Here is a 16990-nt window from a genome sequence, read left to right as displayed (position 1 = left end):
AAAACTTTTAATGAAAAGCCTTTCGGCTCAATCTGTATTGCTGGTTTGTCTTCCTCGAACCGAAGTCCGTCTCAGACGTTTTATTACCGTAAATTACGCTCGATGTTCAGTTTTCAAAGGGCAAGTTTGTTTTGTTTCTTTTTGTCTTCCGCGCTAACGGCGACTTTTATAATATATCACAGCCGGTTACTCGATTGCAAGAGGTAATTTCTTACTTCTTTTATTATCTTGTATTCGGTGCTGTGCGTGTGCCCCGTATTAGTGGGGCGAAAGATAATTTATCATATATCGATGCAGGAGGTCAAGCCTTTTATCAGACCTTTTTAAAATTAAATCGTTATCTTTGTAATCTCAAGCCCGTAGCGTATCTGGACAGCTCTCTAGGCGGCGCGATTCGGGCGTACATACGGAAGATTATCTTATAGCGCTTGGAGATCGCTTCTTTGACCGGTCCGTCTAATCTGCGATCGCTCATATCGAGCAACATCTCGTCCATTTCCTTGCGCAGCAAATAGTCGAGCTCCTTGCATTCCTTATCCGTGAACATCATTCCAAGCATAGGGCGCGAATCCTCCTGTAAAAAAGCGGCTTGTACCGAGGCGCGCGCGCTATGCTTAATAACAATTAGAACGCGCTTCCGGTATCGTTTTACTGTTATGCTCTTTTTTGCCCGCCTTTATGTCGGTTCCGCGCGTCCCCTTCGAACTTTATATTACGAGCTAGCCAACCAATAGGTAATCGTGCTTTCCACGATCGCCGCAACGGTTAGCAGTATGACTATTGCAGCTATACCGGGAATTGCGCCGCTGGCCGTACGCGCGAACGGTTGCCAAGGCTCCGACTTGCCCGTAAGCGATCGCCAAATTCCTCTAATGAAAGTAATGCCGAACCGTACCCCGAACGCGCACGCCAAAAAGATCGCGCAAAGCTCGATAATTCCGTGCGGCAGCAACCCTTTAGCCACGACACCCCATACATTTTTGTCGCTGTGAGCGACAAGGCTAATGAAATAACCTATCAACATGCCGTTAGACACCAGCACGGCAATCGGCATAATCGCGCCTACGATACCGAACCCCATGGCCATAAGCGACGCAAGCAGATTTTTCCCCAGAATCAGAAAGAACATAGCGCGCTCAGGATTGTCTGTTCCTTCTATGGACTCCCTAAGCTTCTGGATCTCCCGCAGTTGTCCGTTCATCCAATCTACCGGCGCATCCGACGAGCCTCCGACGAACATACTGGCAAAGAACAATATGCACGCGAAGATGAAATAACCCCGAACATCGTTCCACGTTTGCAGCAAACCCTGACGCGAAAACATCCCGCTTCCTCCCCGATCCCATGAATAACTCAATCGAACAAGCATACATTGTAGTAAACAAGCCCGACTCAAGAACGAAACCGAGCGATCATCATTTTATTCTGGAAAGGAGCCGATCATTCCCCATGAACTACTTTTTCGTATTTAATGGACGGCGCATCAAAAGGTTCTTGTTCCTCGCTTTAACCGCACTGCTGTCCATAGCAGTTATATGGGTCGAAAAGGATAACCTAAGCGTGTTCGCCCCTCATCCTCCGGCGGCGATCTTCAGCGTGCCCACCGAACGCAAAGTGGTTGCCCTTACTTTCGACATTAGCTGGGGCGAGGAACGCGCGGAGCCTATCCTGGAAATTCTGAAAAACAAGGGCGTTAAGAACGTCACGTTCTTCCTCTCTTCGCCGTGGAGCAAAACGCACCCGGATATCGTGAAGAAGATCGTGGACGCAGGCTATGAGATCGGCAGCCACGGCCATAAACACGACAATTACAGCCAATACAGCGATTCCGAAATCCAGAAGCAAATATCCGTCGCGGACGGCATACTGAAGGAAATGACGGGTAAGAGTCCGAACCTCATCCGCATGCCGAACGGCGACTTCGACAAACGCGTGCTTCGCATTGCCGAAACTTTGAACTACAAAGTCATCCAATGGGATACGGATTCGCTCGATTGGAAAAACCCGGGCGTGAACACGATCATACAGCGCGTCATTACGAAAGCACATCCCGGGGATATCATCTTGATGCATGCCAGCGATTCCTGCAAACAAACGCACTTGGCACTACCTACTATCATCGATCAATTAAGAGCTAAAGGCTTCGATTTCGTAACGGTATCGCAAATGATCGACCAAACAGACACGCAGGGTAAAACGGTCCAAGACAAAACGGCCTGGAACGAGCTTGCGATGCTCGATTAGCTTGCGCTCGTCGCTTGCGCGGCCGCTTGCGGCGAACGATCCAAAATGCGGTGTAATCTCATGATTTGATACGCATTGCACACAAATAGCGGAATGATCTGAAACACCAGCGAAGCCATGCTACCCGTCCGGAACGCAGGAACCGATTCCAACGCCGTAATCGCAACTAGGAAAAACACCGTTGGAATCCATGCGCCGGACGATGTTTCATGCGCTTTTCGCCATGCGACGAGCAATGCTGCTCCAAGCAATAAGAGCGGTACTGCCCAGAACGTATAACTCGGGAAGTTCGTGTCGTACGTCCAATATCCGATTTCGAACATGACGATAATCGCGAGGAGCCCTTGTATCATGATCCATGTATATAGCCGCTTGAAAATGCTGCGGGCGATATAGTTCAGCATCAAATAAGCGAAAAAGCCCATGTGCGAGAACGCCCCGAACGTCAATCCCCCGAGCGCCATCAGCCCGATATTAACGAGCCAGTTCTCCGTGCCCTTCACTTGAAATTCCTGATCGGTACCCATAAGGCCTATACCGGTAATCGCTGCGATCAATGCGCCGATCAATATCGTCGTACCGAATAATTTCATCCATCTGCGTAAATTCAAAGCCCGATTCCTCCTCAATTTGGTCAAGCTTCATTTTACCATGATCCGACGAAAAAGCCATGAACCCCCCTCATATTCGCCTTCTCGGCGTCGCATACTACCTCCATAACCCTATGGAAGGGAGTCTCGGCCTGAATGCGAACTCGGTTGCTCCGATTATGCGTAGTTTTCGCGATGATGAGCGCTCTTGCCGCCTGTGGTCCTGAATCCGGCAGCAGCGGCGGCAATCAAGTCAGCTATAAAGAAGTCAAATCGATGGTAATCGATATTCTCGGTTCCGAAGAGGCGCAGAAAGCGTTGGAAAAAGCCTCGACCGCCCAATACGGCGAGAGCACGTTGCAAATGAAGAGCATGACGCCGTCGGATCAAGAACAAGTCCGGATCGCGGTAAAAGACGTACTCACGTCGCCAGCTTATTCGACTGTGATCGAGAAGCTTATGACGGATCCCAAATTCGCCGGGGAATTCGCCAAAGCGGTCAGCAAAGATAATAAGCAAATTCATAAAGACCTTATGAAGGATCCTGGATATCAGAAAGAGCTCGTCGACATGTTCAAAACGCCCGAAATGCTCAAGATCATGACGGATTCGATGAAAACGCCGGACGTGCGCAAGCTTGTTAATTCTTCGGTCACCGAAGCGATGCAAAATCCGTTGTTCAAGTTAGAAATCATGAAGCTGTTACAAGTGGTCGTCAAGGAAGAGCTTACCCCTAAACCGGACAAAAAAGAAAAAGGCGGCGATCAATCGAGTCCGTCAAGCAGTGATAGCGGAGGTGGAGATAGCGGCGGCGGCGATAGTGGCGGCGGTGATAGCGGAGGCCAATAAGGCTTCAGCCGTACAAGTAATGAAAAGCCTCAGGACAACCGGTTAACCCGGCTTCCTGAGGCTTTATTCACTTCTATGGCGCTTATCAACGTCCGCAACGCGCGATTACAGCATGAGCGAGCTCTAAATACGCGCGGCCGATAGCGGAATCCGCCTTGTACACCGACGGCGAGTAGTCCGGTTCCGCCGGATGATTATCCGGGGCGCCAAGCGGGAACTGGGCCAATAGCTCCGTATGGAGCGTCTCCGCGAGCTTTCCTCCGCCGCCGCGTCCGAAGACGTAGTCGCGTTCGCCGCTCGCCGCGTTGTCGTAGTATGCCATGTTTTCTACGACGCCCAAGATCTCGTGGTTCGTGCGAATCGCCATGGCGCCTGCTCTTGCAGCAACGAACGCAGCTGTCGCATGAGGCGTAGTGACAATGATTTCCTTGCTTTGCGGGAGCATCTGGTGCACGTCGAGCGCTATATCGCCCGTCCCCGGCGGCAAGTCCAGCAGTAGATAATCCAACTCGCCCCACTCTACTTCGGAGAAGAAGTTGCGGAGCATCTTGCCGAGCATCGGTCCGCGCCAGACGATCGGACTGTTGTCCTCGACGAAGAAGCCCATCGACATAACCTTAACGCCGAATCTCTCGACGGGCTTGATTTTGTCGCCGATTTGATCGGGACGTTCTTCGATGCCCATCATATCGGGCACGCTGAAGCCGTAAATGTCGCTATCGATCAGTCCGACGCGTTTGCCTTGTCTGGCGAGCGCCACTGCCAGGTTGACCGTTACGGTAGACTTCCCTACGCCGCCTTTGCCGCTAGCGATGGCGATGAACGACACGCCGCTATCCGGATGCAGGATCGACAGCTTCTCCAAGCCGGCGCCATGCCCTTTAATCGGTTGGGACGCCTTCTGTGCTTCCGCAGTCGCTTGCGGCTGTTGCTTGCTCGCGATATCCGCAAGCTCCTTCTCCGTCATCGTGCGATAACGGATATGAGGCTGCGCGATTCCAAGCTTGGCCAGCGCCTCATGAATTTCCTTGTTCAGAGGTGCCGTAACATGCTCGCCAGTACTTTCCGGGTGCATGACGAGCGTTAGAGATACCGTTTCTTCCCGCACGACTATGTCGCGAACGAGACCGAGCTCCGTTATGCTCCGCTTCAACGTCGGATCAATAATATAGTGTAGTCCATCGATGATTTGTTCTTTGGTGACCATTGAGTCGACCCCCATAAATGTAAGCATATAACGATATTATAGCACAGGCTTGACCGTTTCACCGGAACTATACCGGAGAATGCCGCGATAAATCGCGGCCGCTACCTTCCGCTGATACTGTTCGTCAGCCAACAGGTTCGCCTCTTCCGGATTAGACAGGAAACCGACCTCCACTAACGCCGTCGGCATCGAAAGCTGCTTAAGCAAGTAAATCGTCTCTGCCTTCTTCGCGATTCGGTCCGTGTTGCCGAGCGCCTCGCGGATTTCGGTCTGTATGACCGCCGCCAGCCTTTGGTTCTCCGGATTGGAAGGGTAAAAGAACGTCTGAGCTCCGGTCCATTGCGGAGATGGCATGCTGTTCATATGTATGCTGACCGTCAGATCGACCTTTGTTTTGCCCAACTGCTGCACCCGTTGCATCAAATCTTCCGTCTTCCTGCGCGCGTACCCCTTCGTCTCCGGCCCTGCCAGATCATAATCCCCTTCGCGCGTCAGCAAAGTAAGCGCACCGGCCTGCTGCAAGTAATCTCGCAAATAAAGCACGATCGCCAGATTAAGATCTTTTTCGATCTCGCCCCCTCTGCTTACGGCTCCGCCGTCCGCGCCCCCATGCCCGGCATCCAGCGCGATCACTTTGCCCGTAAGCGGCGTAGACCAATGACTCCACGTACGGGAAGTAGGCATCTCGTTCAAGAATGCCGCTCCGGTTACCCCGATTAGCAAAGCAACTATACCTATCCTGATCCAGCCTCTGCGCGTCATCCAGATGACAAGCCGCCGGCGCGTCAGTCTATCCCACAGCCTCGAACCATAATCTCTATACAAAAAATATCCACCTCGTCCCGGGAAAACTCCCTACATCTTATGGGACAAGGCGGATATTTATGAGTGGTTCATAGTTCGGTTTATCCGTCTCTATGGCCTATCCTTTATTTCGCACGAGAATATTACGGTATTTGCCAAAGTTTCCGGTTGTGCCGTTACCTGCTTCCAGTCCGTTTAGATCAAGCAAAGGCAATTGCGGCTCGCGAGGGCCGAAGCCTGTAAATAGGCCGCCGCGGATATTAGCGAAGCCTGCATCCGACTGCAGATCAAAATCGGAAGGATATGCGCATTGATCGCTTTGCAGAGGCAGCGCATCTCCTTTGTTGTACGTAGCAGCTGGATGTTTGTGTCGCAGCACCATATTCACATCGGGCTCATACCAGAAGCTGTCGAATAGATTGACTTGCTGCTTGACATCGCCGTCCTGCAAAAACACGCCATTCTGATTCTCGTTGCCTACGGATACAACTACACCGCATGCTGCCGTTGCATGCGTGACACGGTCAATCAGAATAAGTGCGCCCATCGTTTTGTGCAGCAAAAACTCATCGACGACGAGCGGTTCAGATACTACGATATCGCAGCTGACCAGCTCGTTTTTGACCGCGGTAGCAGTCGCAAGCAAGCTGCCGTTATTGACGTCTACCTTATGGTGCAAATCTGTCACTACAGCCGGCAGCATCTTCGTACCCAGTTTAATCCAGTATTCCTTGCTCGGAACGAGCTGTTGTTCATCCATCCACAAGAGCGTCGTCGTAAGGGTAGTCGACGTTTTCAAGCCTGCATCTTTGGTCAGTACGCAGCCGCGTGAAACGTCGACCTCGCGATCAAGCTGAATCGTTACGGGCTGCCCTGCTACGGCGCTGCCAACCTTCTTCTCTCCGATGTGAACGGACTTGACGATCGCCGTTTCGCCGCTTGGCAAAATCGTCAGCGTTTCGCCTACTTCGACTTTACCTGCTTCGATCTGTCCTTGGAAGCCGCGGAAGCTGTGATCCGGACGGCTCACTCGCTGAACGGGCATGTAGAAGCCGTTTTCGGTGGCATCCGTAGAAATATCCACCGTTTCCAGATGCTCCAGCAATGTCGGACCGTCATACCATTCCATATGAGAAGAACGCCGCGTAACGTTGTCGCCCTCCGTTGCCGAGACAGGAATGATAACCGTATCGTCCAAACGAAGCTCTTGGCGAAGCTGCTGAATATCTTCCGTAATGTTCAGGAAACGTTGTTTATCGTAGCCCACAAGATCGATTTTGTTCACCGCGAATATAAAATGCTTAATCCCCATCAATGCGCATATACGGGCGTGGCGACGAGTTTGGACCAGAACGCCCTGTTTGGCGTCGATCAATATAATGGCTAAATCGGCAAAGGCTGCGCCAACGGCCATATTACGGGTGTATTCTTCATGTCCCGGCGTATCGGCAACGATAAAGCTGCGCCTTGCGGTGTTGAAGTAGCGGTAGGCAACGTCAATCGTAATTCCTTGTTCGCGCTCGGCCATCAGACCGTCAAGCAGCAGCGAATAGTCGATAGCTCCGTTTCGGCTGCCAACCTGACTGTCCAGCAGAAGAGCCTGCTCTTGATCGGCATAGAGCATTTTGGAGTCGTATAGAATATGACCGATCAGCGTTGACTTACCGTCGTCCACGCTACCGCAAGTTATAAATTTAAGAAGACTGCTCGCTGGTTGACTCATTAGAAATACCCCTCCCGTTTGCGCCGCTCCATGCTGCCCGCTGCTTCCTTATCAATGACGCGGCTTGTGCGTTCGGAAGTCGTTGCCGACAGCGTCTCTGCGATGACCTCATCCAGCGTATTCGCCTCGGACTCGATCCCGCCCGTGAGAGGATAACAGCCTAACGTACGGAAACGTACCATCTTCATCTCGGGAGTCTCTCCCGGCAGCAGCCGCATGCGGTTATCGTCCACCATAATAATATTGCCGTCGCGATGAACAACCGGACGCTCTGCTGCAAAGTATAGTGGGACAATATCTATATTCTCGCGTTGGATATATTGCCAAATGTCCTTCTCCGTCCAGTTGGAGATCGGAAATACGCGCATGCTTTCGCCCTTATTGATGCGGGTGTTATAAAGCTTCCACATTTCGGGACGTTGGTTCTTAGGATCCCAAGTATGCTGTTCGTTGCGGAACGAGAAGATACGTTCCTTGGCGCGAGACTTCTCCTCATCGCGCCTGGCGCCTCCGAAAGCGGCGGTGAACTGATACTTAGTCAGGGCCTCTTTGAGCGCCTGCGTCTTCATAATATCCGTATAGGCCGATCCGTGATCGAACGGATTGATGCCCTCGGCAATAGCAGCTTCGTTCCGATGAACGATCAGGTCAACGCCAAGCTCCTGCGCTCTGCGGTCGCGGAACGCGATCATTTCGCGGAATTTCCAGCTCGTATCGATATGGAGCAGCGGGAATGGCGGTTTTTCAGGGTAGAAGGCCTTCATCGCGAGATGAAGCAAAACCGACGAGTCTTTACCTATCGAATACAGCATGACCGGGCGCTCGCATTCGGCGGCAACCTCCCGGAAAATGTAGATCGCCTCAGCCTCAAGCTTATCCAAGTGTGTCAGCGACATGTGTATCACTCCTATATTGCCAAATTGAATCAGCACAATGTTCATCTAAGTATATGTATTTTCGATTTGGATGACCAGCATTGATTACGCAAACGTTTCACTTGAGTTTCTCGCAAAATTGCGTTCACTTTGCGCAAAATTACTTTTATTTTGCTTTAAAACCAGCTATCATATCCAGTAAACATGCAGGAACGTGGGGGTAGTCTGATGACTTTAAAGCAGATCGCAATTATGGCGGGCGTATCCATCTCAACGGTATCGCGTATTTTGAATTCTCCTGACAATAGCTTTGCCACGAAAGAAGTTCGCGACAGGGTTTGGAAGTTCGCGAGAGAAATCGGCTATGTACCGGATCAGAATGCCAGAGAGCTCAAGCTTGGCAAACGTACGCTCCGCAGGTCGTCCCCTCCTTCCATCTCGTGCATCTTGGGGCGCACCAGACAATTGGACGATGATCCTTTCTTTGCGCAGATGTCGCGTGCCATCGAACAGCAAGCGCTGGATCTGGGTTATGCCGTTCGTCATTCCTATTCGCTCTTTGATATTGAGACCGATACATTGCTCGATCAGATCGAATCATCGCATACGGACGGCGCAATCATATTGGGCCGCTTCAGTAACGACAGCATGAGCTTTCTCGAGAAGCATTACAAAAATTTGGTCTACGTAGGACGAAATATCATTTCCGCCAACTGTGATCAGGTCATTTGCGACGGGTATGAAGCTACGGAAATTGCGATTATGCACCTGATTGCCAATGGACACAAACGAATCGGATATATTGGCGAGACGTTAAACGAGGTAAGGTATGAGGCCTACTGCGATATCACTCGCAAACACGGACTGGAATGCTCCGATAAATGGGTGAGTAACTGCCCACAGAACGGTCCTGGCGGCTACCAGGGAGCCGAGGAGCTTTTGGCGAAAGCCTCCCCGCTCCCGACTGCAGTATTTTGCGCAACCGACATTGCGGCAATAGCCGCGCTGCGACGATTTTCTGAGGCAAAAATCAAGGTGCCTGAGCAGCTGTCGATTATTAGCATGGACAATATCGAGCTGTCCGGTTATGTATCTCCGATGCTGACGACTGTGGGAATGCCAATTGTCGAGATGGGAAACTGGGCGGTTCAGCTCTTAATTGATCGTCTTAGGAAGCGTCACAAGCTGCCGGCCAAAGTGCTGCTGCCAAACAAGCTGATTATTCGAGAAAGCGTCGCAAATATAATTCGGCCGTCAAAGCGCCACGAGGCACTCTGACGGCCGAAAGGCTGTGCTCTGTCTTATTTGTGCAGACCGCACTCTGTTTTCTCATTATCCGCCCAGCGACCCGCACGTGGGTCTTCCCCCGGCATGACCTGACGCGTACAATGCTCGCAACCGATGCTCGGATAGTTGCGATCATGTAATTCGTTGTAAGGAACGTTGTTCTCGCGGATATAGTTCCAGACGTCTTCGGTCGTCCAAGAAGCGATTGGGTTGAACTTGATCAAACCGAATTTCACGTCGTACTCGATCTTCTTCGCGTTAGCGCGGGTTGGAGCCTGGTCGCGGCGAATGCCCGTGATCCACGCTTCGTAGCGGCCCAATACGCGAGTGAGCGGCTCGACCTTACGAATGTTGCAACAAGCCGTCGGATCACTCTTCCACAGTTCGTTGCCGTGTTGTGCGGCCTGCTCTTCTGGCGTGATAAGCGGCTTCATCTCTACGAATTTCATGCCGTATCTTTCGATCAGCTTATCGCGCGTCTCATACGTTTCCTTAAAGTGAAAATCGGTATCGAGGTAGAAAATGTCGGTTTTCGGGCTCACCTTCTGTAGCATATCGACGAGTACGACATCTTCCGCACCGAAGCTGCAAGCGAACGTGATATTCGGGAACGTTTCAACCGCCCATTTAATAATCGCTTCTGGCGTTTCATTCTCCAGATCAACTTCCATCTTACGGATTAACGCTTCTTTTTCTAGCAAGTTCATAACAATGGCCCTCCATTATAAACCCAAGTAAGTTTATCTGAATTAATTATACGACTTCGTGCCCGTTAGTTCAATTAGAATAAAAATCTAGAAGTGACTTACCCATCCTATGCCCATGTATGGAAAAATGCCTTTCTCCCAAAGGAAGAAAGGCACCGTAAGATTAACGTTTGGAGAATTGTGGAGCGCGACGAGCTGCTTTCAAGCCGTATTTCTTACGTTCTTTCATACGCGGATCGCGAGTCAAGAACCCAGCTTTCTTCAAAGCAGGACGAAGTTCAGGATCAGCTTTGAGCAACGCACGGGAAATACCGTGACGAATTGCGCCAGCTTGACCGGAAGTACCGCCGCCATGAGCAAGAATGACGATATCGTATTTCGTGACCGTATCGGTCAGGTTAAGCGGTTGTTTAACGATCAGCTTCAACGTTTCGAGGTCGAAGTAGTCGTTGATTTCACGTTTGTTGATGACGATGCGGCCTTCACCCGGCACGAGACGAACTCGCGCAACGGAGTGCTTCCGGCGACCCGTTCCAATATATGTTACTTGAGCCATTCGTAAGTCCTCCTTTATCGATTATCCGCGAAGTTCGTAAACTTCAGGTTGTTGTGCTGCATGTGGATGTTCTGCGCCAGCGTATACTTTCAGCTTGCTTTGAAGCTGATGTCCAAGCTTGTTGTGCGGAAGCATGCCGTATACCGCAAGTTCTACGATACGAGCAGGTTTTCTGTTCAACATCTCTTGAGCAGTGGTCGTTTTGAGACCGCCTGGGTAGTGAGAGTGAGTGTAGTACTTCTTCTGTTGAAGTTTCTTACCCGTCAAAACGATTTTGTCGGCGTTGATGATGATTACGAAATCACCGGTGTCAACGTGAGGGGTAAATTCAGGTTTGTGCTTGCCGCGGATAAGAGCAGCTGCTTCGCTCGCAAGACGACCAAGCGTCTTGCCTTCAGCGTCGATCAAAAGCCATTTGCGCTCGATTTCGGTCGCTTTAGCCATGTAAGTGATACGCATGAAAGTTCCTCCTTCGGGAATGTTGCCCTACTTGTATGTGTTCCATCAGTTCCGTCTAATGCTGATCGTTGTTATTGTTAGTTGATTTCGATGTATATGATCGACATTCTGATCTAGGGAATAATCGATTTGGTCATACACAGCAAAATAGCGTGACTGTTCTCCACTGGGGCCGTGGGTAGCCGTGAAGAAAGCACAAAATTTATTGTACATGATTTTAGGCATATACGCAAGTAATAATTATTCCGATATCTCGTTAGCCGTAAAATCCGAAAAGGGTTCGTACGCGACTTCCCAGAGCGTCAATCCGTGCGGCATCGCCGTCGGTCCAGCCTTCGCTCGACTCCGAGCTGCAAGGATCGATGCGATCTCTTCCGGACGACGTTTACCCTCGCCAACTTGAATGATCGTACCGGCGATAATCCGTACCATATTATATAGAAATCCGTTGCCGGTAATATGGATGTGAGCCACCCCGCGTTCCTTCCCAGGGTACCTGCCACCGTCCCAAGCAGCGGTATGATAAGCATTCGGAACGCCGAATTCGATATTCACCGGCGGCTCCACTTCGATTCTCGCATCTAGCACCGTCCGAATATGACTCGGCTTCGTGGACAAAGGCGAAGTGAAAGAAGAAAAGTCGTGCTCGCCAATCAAATACGTCAATCCGCTGCGCATCGCATTGATATTCAGCGGCGTTGGATGATGTAGCTCGTATCTACGTCGAAACAAGTCCGGTATACGATTGCAATTAATCGAATAACGATAAGTTTTGCGTATGGCTCCCCTTCGGGAATGGAAGTTCTCCGGCACGTCAAATGCGGATTGAATGACGATATCGTCCGGCAATCTCACATTGAGCGCAAGCGCCCAACGTTCTGCCGGTATGCTCGACATGGTCAGGAAGTTCGCCACTTGCCCTCTCGCATGAACGCCAGCGTCCGTACGGCCCGAGCCCACCAGCTTCACGCGTTCTCCCGACAGTGCAAAGATGGCTTCCTCAATCCGGTCTTGTACCGTATTGCCTCCAGGTTGGCTTTGGAAGCCGAAATAATCCGTACCGTCATAACTGACGAGCAACCCGATATTGCGCATTTCCTCGCCGCCTTCACGATTGTTCCCACAAAAAAAGGATGATCCGAATGCTTGATTCGGTCCATCCTTCTTTGCTCCGTTCTTACGCGCGATCTACGAGCTCGAGATACACCATCGGAGCGGAATCTCCGCGGCGAGGTCCAAGCTTCAAGATGCGTGTATATCCACCTGGACGCTCCGCGTAACGCGGCGCCAAATCGGAGAACAGTTTTTGGATGGCGTCTTGATCACCGGTAAGGGTTTCACGACGCACGAATGCTGCTACCTGACGACGCGCGTGCAGGTCACCGCGTTTAGCGAGAGTAATTAACTTCTCGGCAATGGAGCGCACTTCCTTAGCTTTCGCTTCGGTCGTTTGGATGCGCTCGTACAGGAACAGGTCGGTAACCAAGTCACGGAAAAGTGCTTTCCGTGCGCTGGAATCGCGACTCAGTTTTTGATAAGCCATCTGTTTTCCCTCCCTTGTGCGTGACGATTGCTCATCACTTGATGCTATCAATCATTAACGATGCTATTCCTCGAAGCGAAGACCCAGTCCCAGTTCTTCGAGCTTCTCTTGAACTTCCTCGAGGGATTTACGGCCCAAGTTGCGAACCTTCATCATGTCCTCTTCGGTTTTCGTGATCAGCTCTTGAACGGTATTGATGCCAGCGCGTTTGAGGCAGTTGTAGGAGCGAACGGAAAGATCTAGCTCTTCGATCGTCATCTCGAGCACTTTCTCTTTTTTGTCCTCTTCCTTTTCTTTCATCGTTTCCGTGTCTTTAGCTTCATCCGTAAGGCCAACGAACAAAGACAAGTGATCCGTCAAAATTTTCGCGCCCAAGCTTACCGCTTCTTCTGGCCGAATGCTTCCGTCGGTCCACACTTCGAGTGTGAGCTTGTCATAGTTCGTTACTTGGCCGACGCGGGTATTCTCGACTTGATAATTCACGCGCGTAATCGGCGTGTAGATCGAGTCGATTGGAATAACACCGATCGGTTGGTCATCCTTCTTATTGCGATCCGCCGGAACGTAACCACGTCCCTGTCTGGCGAAGATACGCATATGAAGTCTGCTGCCTGCCGCAAGCGTAGCAATGTGCAGATCCGGATTAAGGATCTCCACGTCGCTATCCGCGCGGATATCGCCAGCTGTGACGACGCCATCGCCTTCCGCGTCGATCTCAAGAACTTTCTCCTCGTCGGAGTGGATCTTGAGGGACAAACGCTTCAGGTTGAGGATAATTTCCGTCACATCCTCTATAACACCCGGAATCGTGGAAAATTCATGAAGCACGCCATCAATCTGTACCGATACGACGGCTGCGCCCGGCAAGGACGACAACAGAATTCGGCGAAGAGAATTGCCCAGGGTCATCCCATAACCGCGTTCAAGCGGTTCTACGACAAACCTGCCATATCTCTTATCATCTTGAATTTCCACCGAATCGATTTTCGGCTTTTCGATCACTATCACAACCATTACCTCCTTCAAAACGTCGCTGGACGTTGCCGATTGCTCACCCTAATTGCAATGATTCAGCACTCAATTCATGAGGCTTACTCTTTATCGGGTAAACCATGTAGTATGCCTAACCGTTACAACCATTATTCTCAAGTTGTTCTTGTTTGATACCACAGGAGCAACGCGGCTTATACGCGGCGGCGCTTCGGAGGACGGCATCCGTTATGCGGGATCGGAGTCACGTCTTTGATCATGCTGACTTCAAGACCAGCGGCTTGCAACGAACGAATCGCAGCTTCGCGGCCTGCGCCAGGACCTTTAACCATGACTTCAACGAGACGCATACCGTGCTCCATCGCAGCGCGCGCTGCAGATTCCGCTGCCATTTGGGCTGCGTACGGCGTGCTTTTGCGGGAGCCTTTAAAGCCAAGGTTGCCGGAGCTCGCCCAGGAGACCGCATTACCGTGCGGGTCCGTAATCGTCACGATCGTGTTGTTGAACGTCGAACGGATATGTGCAACGCCCGAGTCGATATTTTTACGGTCACGACGCTTGGTACGAACGACTTTCTTGCCTTTTTGTGCCATGTTTGTTAACCCCCCTTATTACTTCTTCTTGTTCGCTACTGTACGACGAGGACCTTTGCGCGTACGCGCGTTCGTCTTCGAACGTTGTCCGCGAACCGGGAGGCCGCGGCGATGACGGACGCCACGATAGCAGCCGATCTCGATCAGTCGCTTGATGTTTAGTGCAATTTCGCGACGCAAGTCGCCCTCGACCTTCTGCGATTTGTCGATCGTTTCACGAAGGCGAGCAAGCTCGTCTTCTGTCAGATCGCGAACGCGAGTGTCGGGATTGATCCCTGTAGTTGCAATTATCTTCTGGGAAGTGGACTTGCCAATTCCGAAGATGTACGTCAGGGCGATTTCTACGCGTTTGTCGCGTGGAAGGTCAACACCAGCAATACGTGCCACGTTAGGAGCACCTCCTCATAATTAACCTTGTTTTTGTTTGTGTTTCGGATTTTCGCAGATAACCATCACGTTGCCTTTGCGGCGAATGACTTTGCATTTTTCGCAAATCGGCTTGACCGAAGGTCTCACCTTCATGATAATGTCCTCCTTTATGTGGTAGACCGGACGAACTTATTTGCGGTAGGTGATACGGCCCCGCGTCAGATCATAGGGCGATAGCTGGATAACAACTTTGTCTCCTGTCAGAATCCGGATGAAATGCATCCGAAGCTTGCCGGAAACATGCGCCAGGATCTGGTGTCCGTTCTCGAGTTCTACCTTGAACATCGCATTCGGCAGCGGTTCAATGACCGTTCCTTCCACCTCGATGACGTCCTCTTTGGCCACCGTCATTCTCCTTTCTCGTCAGCATGCGCATCAGGTACGAACTCCGGGTCAGTGCCCGTCGTACGCCCTTCATTCGTCACGTGTTCGAATTGTCCTATAGCGAACCGGAGTTTCGCGTTGGTCACGCGTCCGGTATCGCGAAGGCTATTCGCGACTTCTTCGCTACGGAACCCGATCGGTTCGAGATGCAGCACGTTTTTGCGTTTGGGCCGATCGAATCGGCGGTTGCCGCCGTCAGCCACGAGCGCGAATCGCTCATCGACTATGGAGATTACGATTAAGAGCTCTCCTTCGTCTCTTCCACGCCGGCTTTTCACGATGTCTCCGGGTACGAGCTTCACGTTTAGCGTCATTGCATTCACCTAGCTTTACGCACGGGTTAAGATTTCGTACCCGTCTTCGGTTACGGCAATCGTATGCTCGAAATGCGCGCACAGCGATCCGTCGACCGTGACGACGGTCCAATTATCGGACAACGTCTTCACGTAGCGTTCTCCTACGACAACCATCGGTTCGATCGCAAGCGTCATTCCCGGTTTAAGCCGAGGCCCGCGGTCCGGCATACCGTAGTTCGGAATTTGCGGTTCCTCATGGAGGTCTTTGCCTACTCCGTGACCTACGTACTCCCTAACCACCGAGAAACCTGCTTCTTCGATGACCTTCTGAATGCCGTGTGAAACGGTAAACAGTCGAACGTCTGGACGAACGAGCTCGAGCCCCGCGAAGAGCGATGCTTCGGTCACGTCGAGCAGCCGTTGCGCTTCATCGGATATGCGACCGACGCCGTAGGTCCAAGCGGAGTCGCCATGGAAGCCTTTATACTGCGCGCCGATATCGATGCTGATGATGTCGCCTTCTACGAGCTTCCTCGGTCCGGGGAACCCATGAACGAGTTCCTCGTTAGTGGAAGCGCATATGCTGGCCGGAAAACCGTTGTAACCTTTAAAAGAGGGGACGGCGCCTTGGCTTCGAATGTACGTATCCGCAATTCGATCCAATTCGGCGGTTGTGACGCCAGGCTGTACAGCCTGCTTCATCAGACGATGGGTTTCCGCCACGATCCGCCCTGCTTCACGCATCAAGTTCAGTTCTTTGTCAGACTTGCATACGATCATGGCCGATTACCCTCTGAGAAGGGAACCGATCTCGGCCGTAACCGCATCGATGTCCTTCTCCCCGTCTACTTCGCGGAGCAATCCTTTGTCGCCGTAATACGTAAGAAGCGGTGCCGTCTTGCTAGTATACTCATCAAGACGAGTACCGACTTTTTCTTCCGTATCGTCGGAACGCTGGTACAGCTCTCCCCCGTCCTTATCACAGATGCCTTCCTGCTTCGGCGGGTTGAAAAGAATATGATACGTCGTTCCGCAAGATTTACAAATCCGTCTGCCTGTCAAGCGAGCGAGCAAGAAGCTGCGGTCGACCTTGAGGTTGATGACATGATCGATTTTGCGACCCATTTCGCTTAGCATACCGTCCAACGCTTCGGCTTGAGCTAACGTCCGAGGAAACCCGTCGAGCAGAAATCCGCTCGCGCAATCGGGCTCCGCAAGACGATCGCGCACGATGCCGTTCGTCACTTCATCGGGAACAAGAAGGCCTTGATCAACGTACTCTTTCGCCTTCAATCCAAGCGGCGTACCTTGCTTCATGGCTAAACGAAACGCATCACCGGTGGAGATATGCGGAACGCCGAATTGCTCGACGATCCGTTCTGCCTGCGTTCCTTTACCGGCGCCAGGAGGCCCCATAAACAAAATGTTCATTGTTGTTCCTCCTGTCGACTCGT

23 protein-coding genes are annotated in these 16990 nt (G+C 51.5%); 3 read left to right on the top strand and 20 right to left on the bottom strand.

What is annotated here, in order from left to right:
* Positions 1-337: 337 nt before the first annotated feature.
* Complete coding sequence (locus tag ACFPQ4_RS01095) at positions 338-559, bottom strand: hypothetical protein (RefSeq protein ID WP_378109866.1); 222 nt, start codon at positions 557-559, stop codon at positions 338-340.
* A gap of 153 nt (positions 560-712) precedes the next feature.
* Positions 713-1324 carry a stage II sporulation protein M gene (locus ACFPQ4_RS01090; RefSeq protein ID WP_378109865.1) on the bottom strand — a complete coding sequence of 204 codons (612 nt, stop codon included), beginning with the start codon at positions 1322-1324 and terminating at the stop codon, positions 713-715.
* A gap of 125 nt (positions 1325-1449) precedes the next feature.
* On the opposite strand from ACFPQ4_RS01090, the gene pdaB reads away from it, so the two are divergent.
* Positions 1450-2244 carry a polysaccharide deacetylase family sporulation protein PdaB gene (gene pdaB, locus ACFPQ4_RS01085; protein WP_378109864.1) on the top strand — a complete coding sequence of 265 codons (795 nt, stop codon included), beginning with the start codon at positions 1450-1452 and terminating at the stop codon, positions 2242-2244.
* Here pdaB and ACFPQ4_RS01080 read toward each other — a convergent pair.
* Positions 2241-2855, bottom strand: coding sequence for a KinB-signaling pathway activation protein (locus ACFPQ4_RS01080; protein ID WP_378109863.1), 615 nt, complete (start codon positions 2853-2855; stop codon positions 2241-2243). The two genes, pdaB and ACFPQ4_RS01080, sit on opposite strands and share 4 nt — an antisense overlap.
* Positions 2856-2990: 135 nt before the next feature.
* Here ACFPQ4_RS01080 and gerD point away from each other — a divergent pair, with 135 nt between their 5' ends.
* Complete coding sequence (gene gerD, locus ACFPQ4_RS01075) at positions 2991-3683, top strand: spore germination lipoprotein GerD (RefSeq protein ID WP_378109862.1); 693 nt, start codon at positions 2991-2993, stop codon at positions 3681-3683.
* Positions 3684-3768: 85 nt separating this feature from the next.
* On the opposite strand, the gene ACFPQ4_RS01070 is transcribed toward gerD, so the two are convergent.
* From ACFPQ4_RS01070 to cysD, 4 genes are all read right to left on the bottom strand, one after another.
* Positions 3769-4890 carry a P-loop NTPase gene (locus ACFPQ4_RS01070; protein ID WP_378109861.1) on the bottom strand — a complete coding sequence of 374 codons (1122 nt, stop codon included), beginning with the start codon at positions 4888-4890 and terminating at the stop codon, positions 3769-3771.
* 36 nt (positions 4891-4926) lie between these two features.
* Positions 4927-5652, bottom strand: coding sequence for an N-acetylmuramoyl-L-alanine amidase CwlD (gene cwlD, locus ACFPQ4_RS01065; protein WP_378109870.1), 726 nt, complete (start codon positions 5650-5652; stop codon positions 4927-4929).
* Between the two features lie 160 nt (positions 5653-5812).
* Complete coding sequence (locus ACFPQ4_RS01060; RefSeq protein WP_378109860.1) at positions 5813-7417, bottom strand: sulfate adenylyltransferase subunit 1; 1605 nt, start codon at positions 7415-7417, stop codon at positions 5813-5815.
* On the bottom strand, positions 7417-8313 hold the full coding sequence (gene cysD, locus ACFPQ4_RS01055; protein ID WP_378109859.1) for a sulfate adenylyltransferase subunit CysD: 897 nt from the start codon (positions 8311-8313) through the stop codon (positions 7417-7419). Before cysD ends, ACFPQ4_RS01060 begins: the two co-directional genes overlap by 1 nt.
* Positions 8314-8520: 207 nt before the next feature.
* On the opposite strand from cysD, the gene ACFPQ4_RS01050 reads away from it, so the two are divergent.
* The gene (locus ACFPQ4_RS01050; protein ID WP_378109858.1) at positions 8521-9570 is read left to right on the top strand and encodes a LacI family DNA-binding transcriptional regulator; all 1050 of its coding nucleotides are present in this window, start codon (positions 8521-8523) and stop codon (positions 9568-9570) included.
* Between the two features lie 23 nt (positions 9571-9593).
* On the opposite strand, the gene ACFPQ4_RS01045 is transcribed toward ACFPQ4_RS01050, so the two are convergent.
* The 13 genes from ACFPQ4_RS01045 to ACFPQ4_RS00985 form a co-directional block, all read right to left on the bottom strand.
* The gene (locus ACFPQ4_RS01045; RefSeq protein WP_378109856.1) at positions 9594-10286 is read right to left on the bottom strand and encodes a phosphoadenylyl-sulfate reductase; all 693 of its coding nucleotides are present in this window, start codon (positions 10284-10286) and stop codon (positions 9594-9596) included.
* A gap of 163 nt (positions 10287-10449) precedes the next feature.
* Positions 10450-10842 (bottom strand): 30S ribosomal protein S9, encoded by a 393-nt coding sequence (rpsI, locus tag ACFPQ4_RS01040; RefSeq protein ID WP_378109855.1) that lies wholly within the window; start codon positions 10840-10842, stop codon positions 10450-10452.
* A gap of 21 nt (positions 10843-10863) precedes the next feature.
* Positions 10864-11301 carry a 50S ribosomal protein L13 gene (gene rplM, locus ACFPQ4_RS01035; protein ID WP_378109854.1) on the bottom strand — a complete coding sequence of 146 codons (438 nt, stop codon included), beginning with the start codon at positions 11299-11301 and terminating at the stop codon, positions 10864-10866.
* 240 nt (positions 11302-11541) lie between these two features.
* Entirely contained in the window at positions 11542-12396 is an 855-nt protein-coding gene (truA, locus tag ACFPQ4_RS01030) for a tRNA pseudouridine(38-40) synthase TruA (RefSeq protein ID WP_378109852.1), read from the bottom strand.
* Between the two features lie 82 nt (positions 12397-12478).
* Positions 12479-12844: a 50S ribosomal protein L17 gene (gene rplQ / locus ACFPQ4_RS01025; RefSeq protein ID WP_378109851.1), complete on the bottom strand. Its 366-nt coding sequence runs from the start codon at positions 12842-12844 to the stop codon at positions 12479-12481.
* Between the two features lie 63 nt (positions 12845-12907).
* Entirely contained in the window at positions 12908-13852 is a 945-nt protein-coding gene (locus ACFPQ4_RS01020; RefSeq protein WP_378109850.1) for a DNA-directed RNA polymerase subunit alpha, read from the bottom strand.
* A gap of 176 nt (positions 13853-14028) precedes the next feature.
* Positions 14029-14427 carry a 30S ribosomal protein S11 gene (gene rpsK, locus ACFPQ4_RS01015; RefSeq protein ID WP_027087378.1) on the bottom strand — a complete coding sequence of 133 codons (399 nt, stop codon included), beginning with the start codon at positions 14425-14427 and terminating at the stop codon, positions 14029-14031.
* A gap of 18 nt (positions 14428-14445) precedes the next feature.
* A complete protein-coding gene (gene rpsM / locus ACFPQ4_RS01010; RefSeq protein ID WP_378109849.1) occupies positions 14446-14814 on the bottom strand; it encodes a 30S ribosomal protein S13 in 369 nt (122 codons plus the stop codon).
* Positions 14815-14835: 21 nt separating this feature from the next.
* Entirely contained in the window at positions 14836-14949 is a 114-nt protein-coding gene (gene rpmJ / locus ACFPQ4_RS01005; protein WP_003333770.1) for a 50S ribosomal protein L36, read from the bottom strand.
* Positions 14950-14985: 36 nt separating this feature from the next.
* Positions 14986-15201, bottom strand: coding sequence for a translation initiation factor IF-1 (infA, locus tag ACFPQ4_RS01000; RefSeq protein WP_035121186.1), 216 nt, complete (start codon positions 15199-15201; stop codon positions 14986-14988).
* A 2-nt stretch (positions 15202-15203) separates the two neighbouring features.
* Positions 15204-15554, bottom strand: a complete 351-nt coding sequence (locus ACFPQ4_RS00995) for a hypothetical protein (RefSeq protein ID WP_378109848.1) — start codon at positions 15552-15554, stop codon at positions 15204-15206.
* A gap of 15 nt (positions 15555-15569) precedes the next feature.
* Positions 15570-16316 (bottom strand): type I methionyl aminopeptidase, encoded by a 747-nt coding sequence (gene map, locus ACFPQ4_RS00990; RefSeq protein ID WP_378109847.1) that lies wholly within the window; start codon positions 16314-16316, stop codon positions 15570-15572.
* 6 nt (positions 16317-16322) lie between these two features.
* Positions 16323-16967 (bottom strand): adenylate kinase, encoded by a 645-nt coding sequence (locus ACFPQ4_RS00985; RefSeq protein WP_378109846.1) that lies wholly within the window; start codon positions 16965-16967, stop codon positions 16323-16325.
* Between the last annotated feature and the right edge of the window lie 23 nt (positions 16968-16990).

The sequence above is a fragment of the Cohnella yongneupensis genome (assembly GCF_042655785.1).
GTDB classification, from domain to species: domain Bacteria; phylum Bacillota; class Bacilli; order Paenibacillales; family Paenibacillaceae; genus Cohnella; species Cohnella yongneupensis.
The sequence above is the reverse complement of the archived record's forward strand: the minus strand, read 5'-3'. Positions and strand labels throughout refer to the sequence as shown.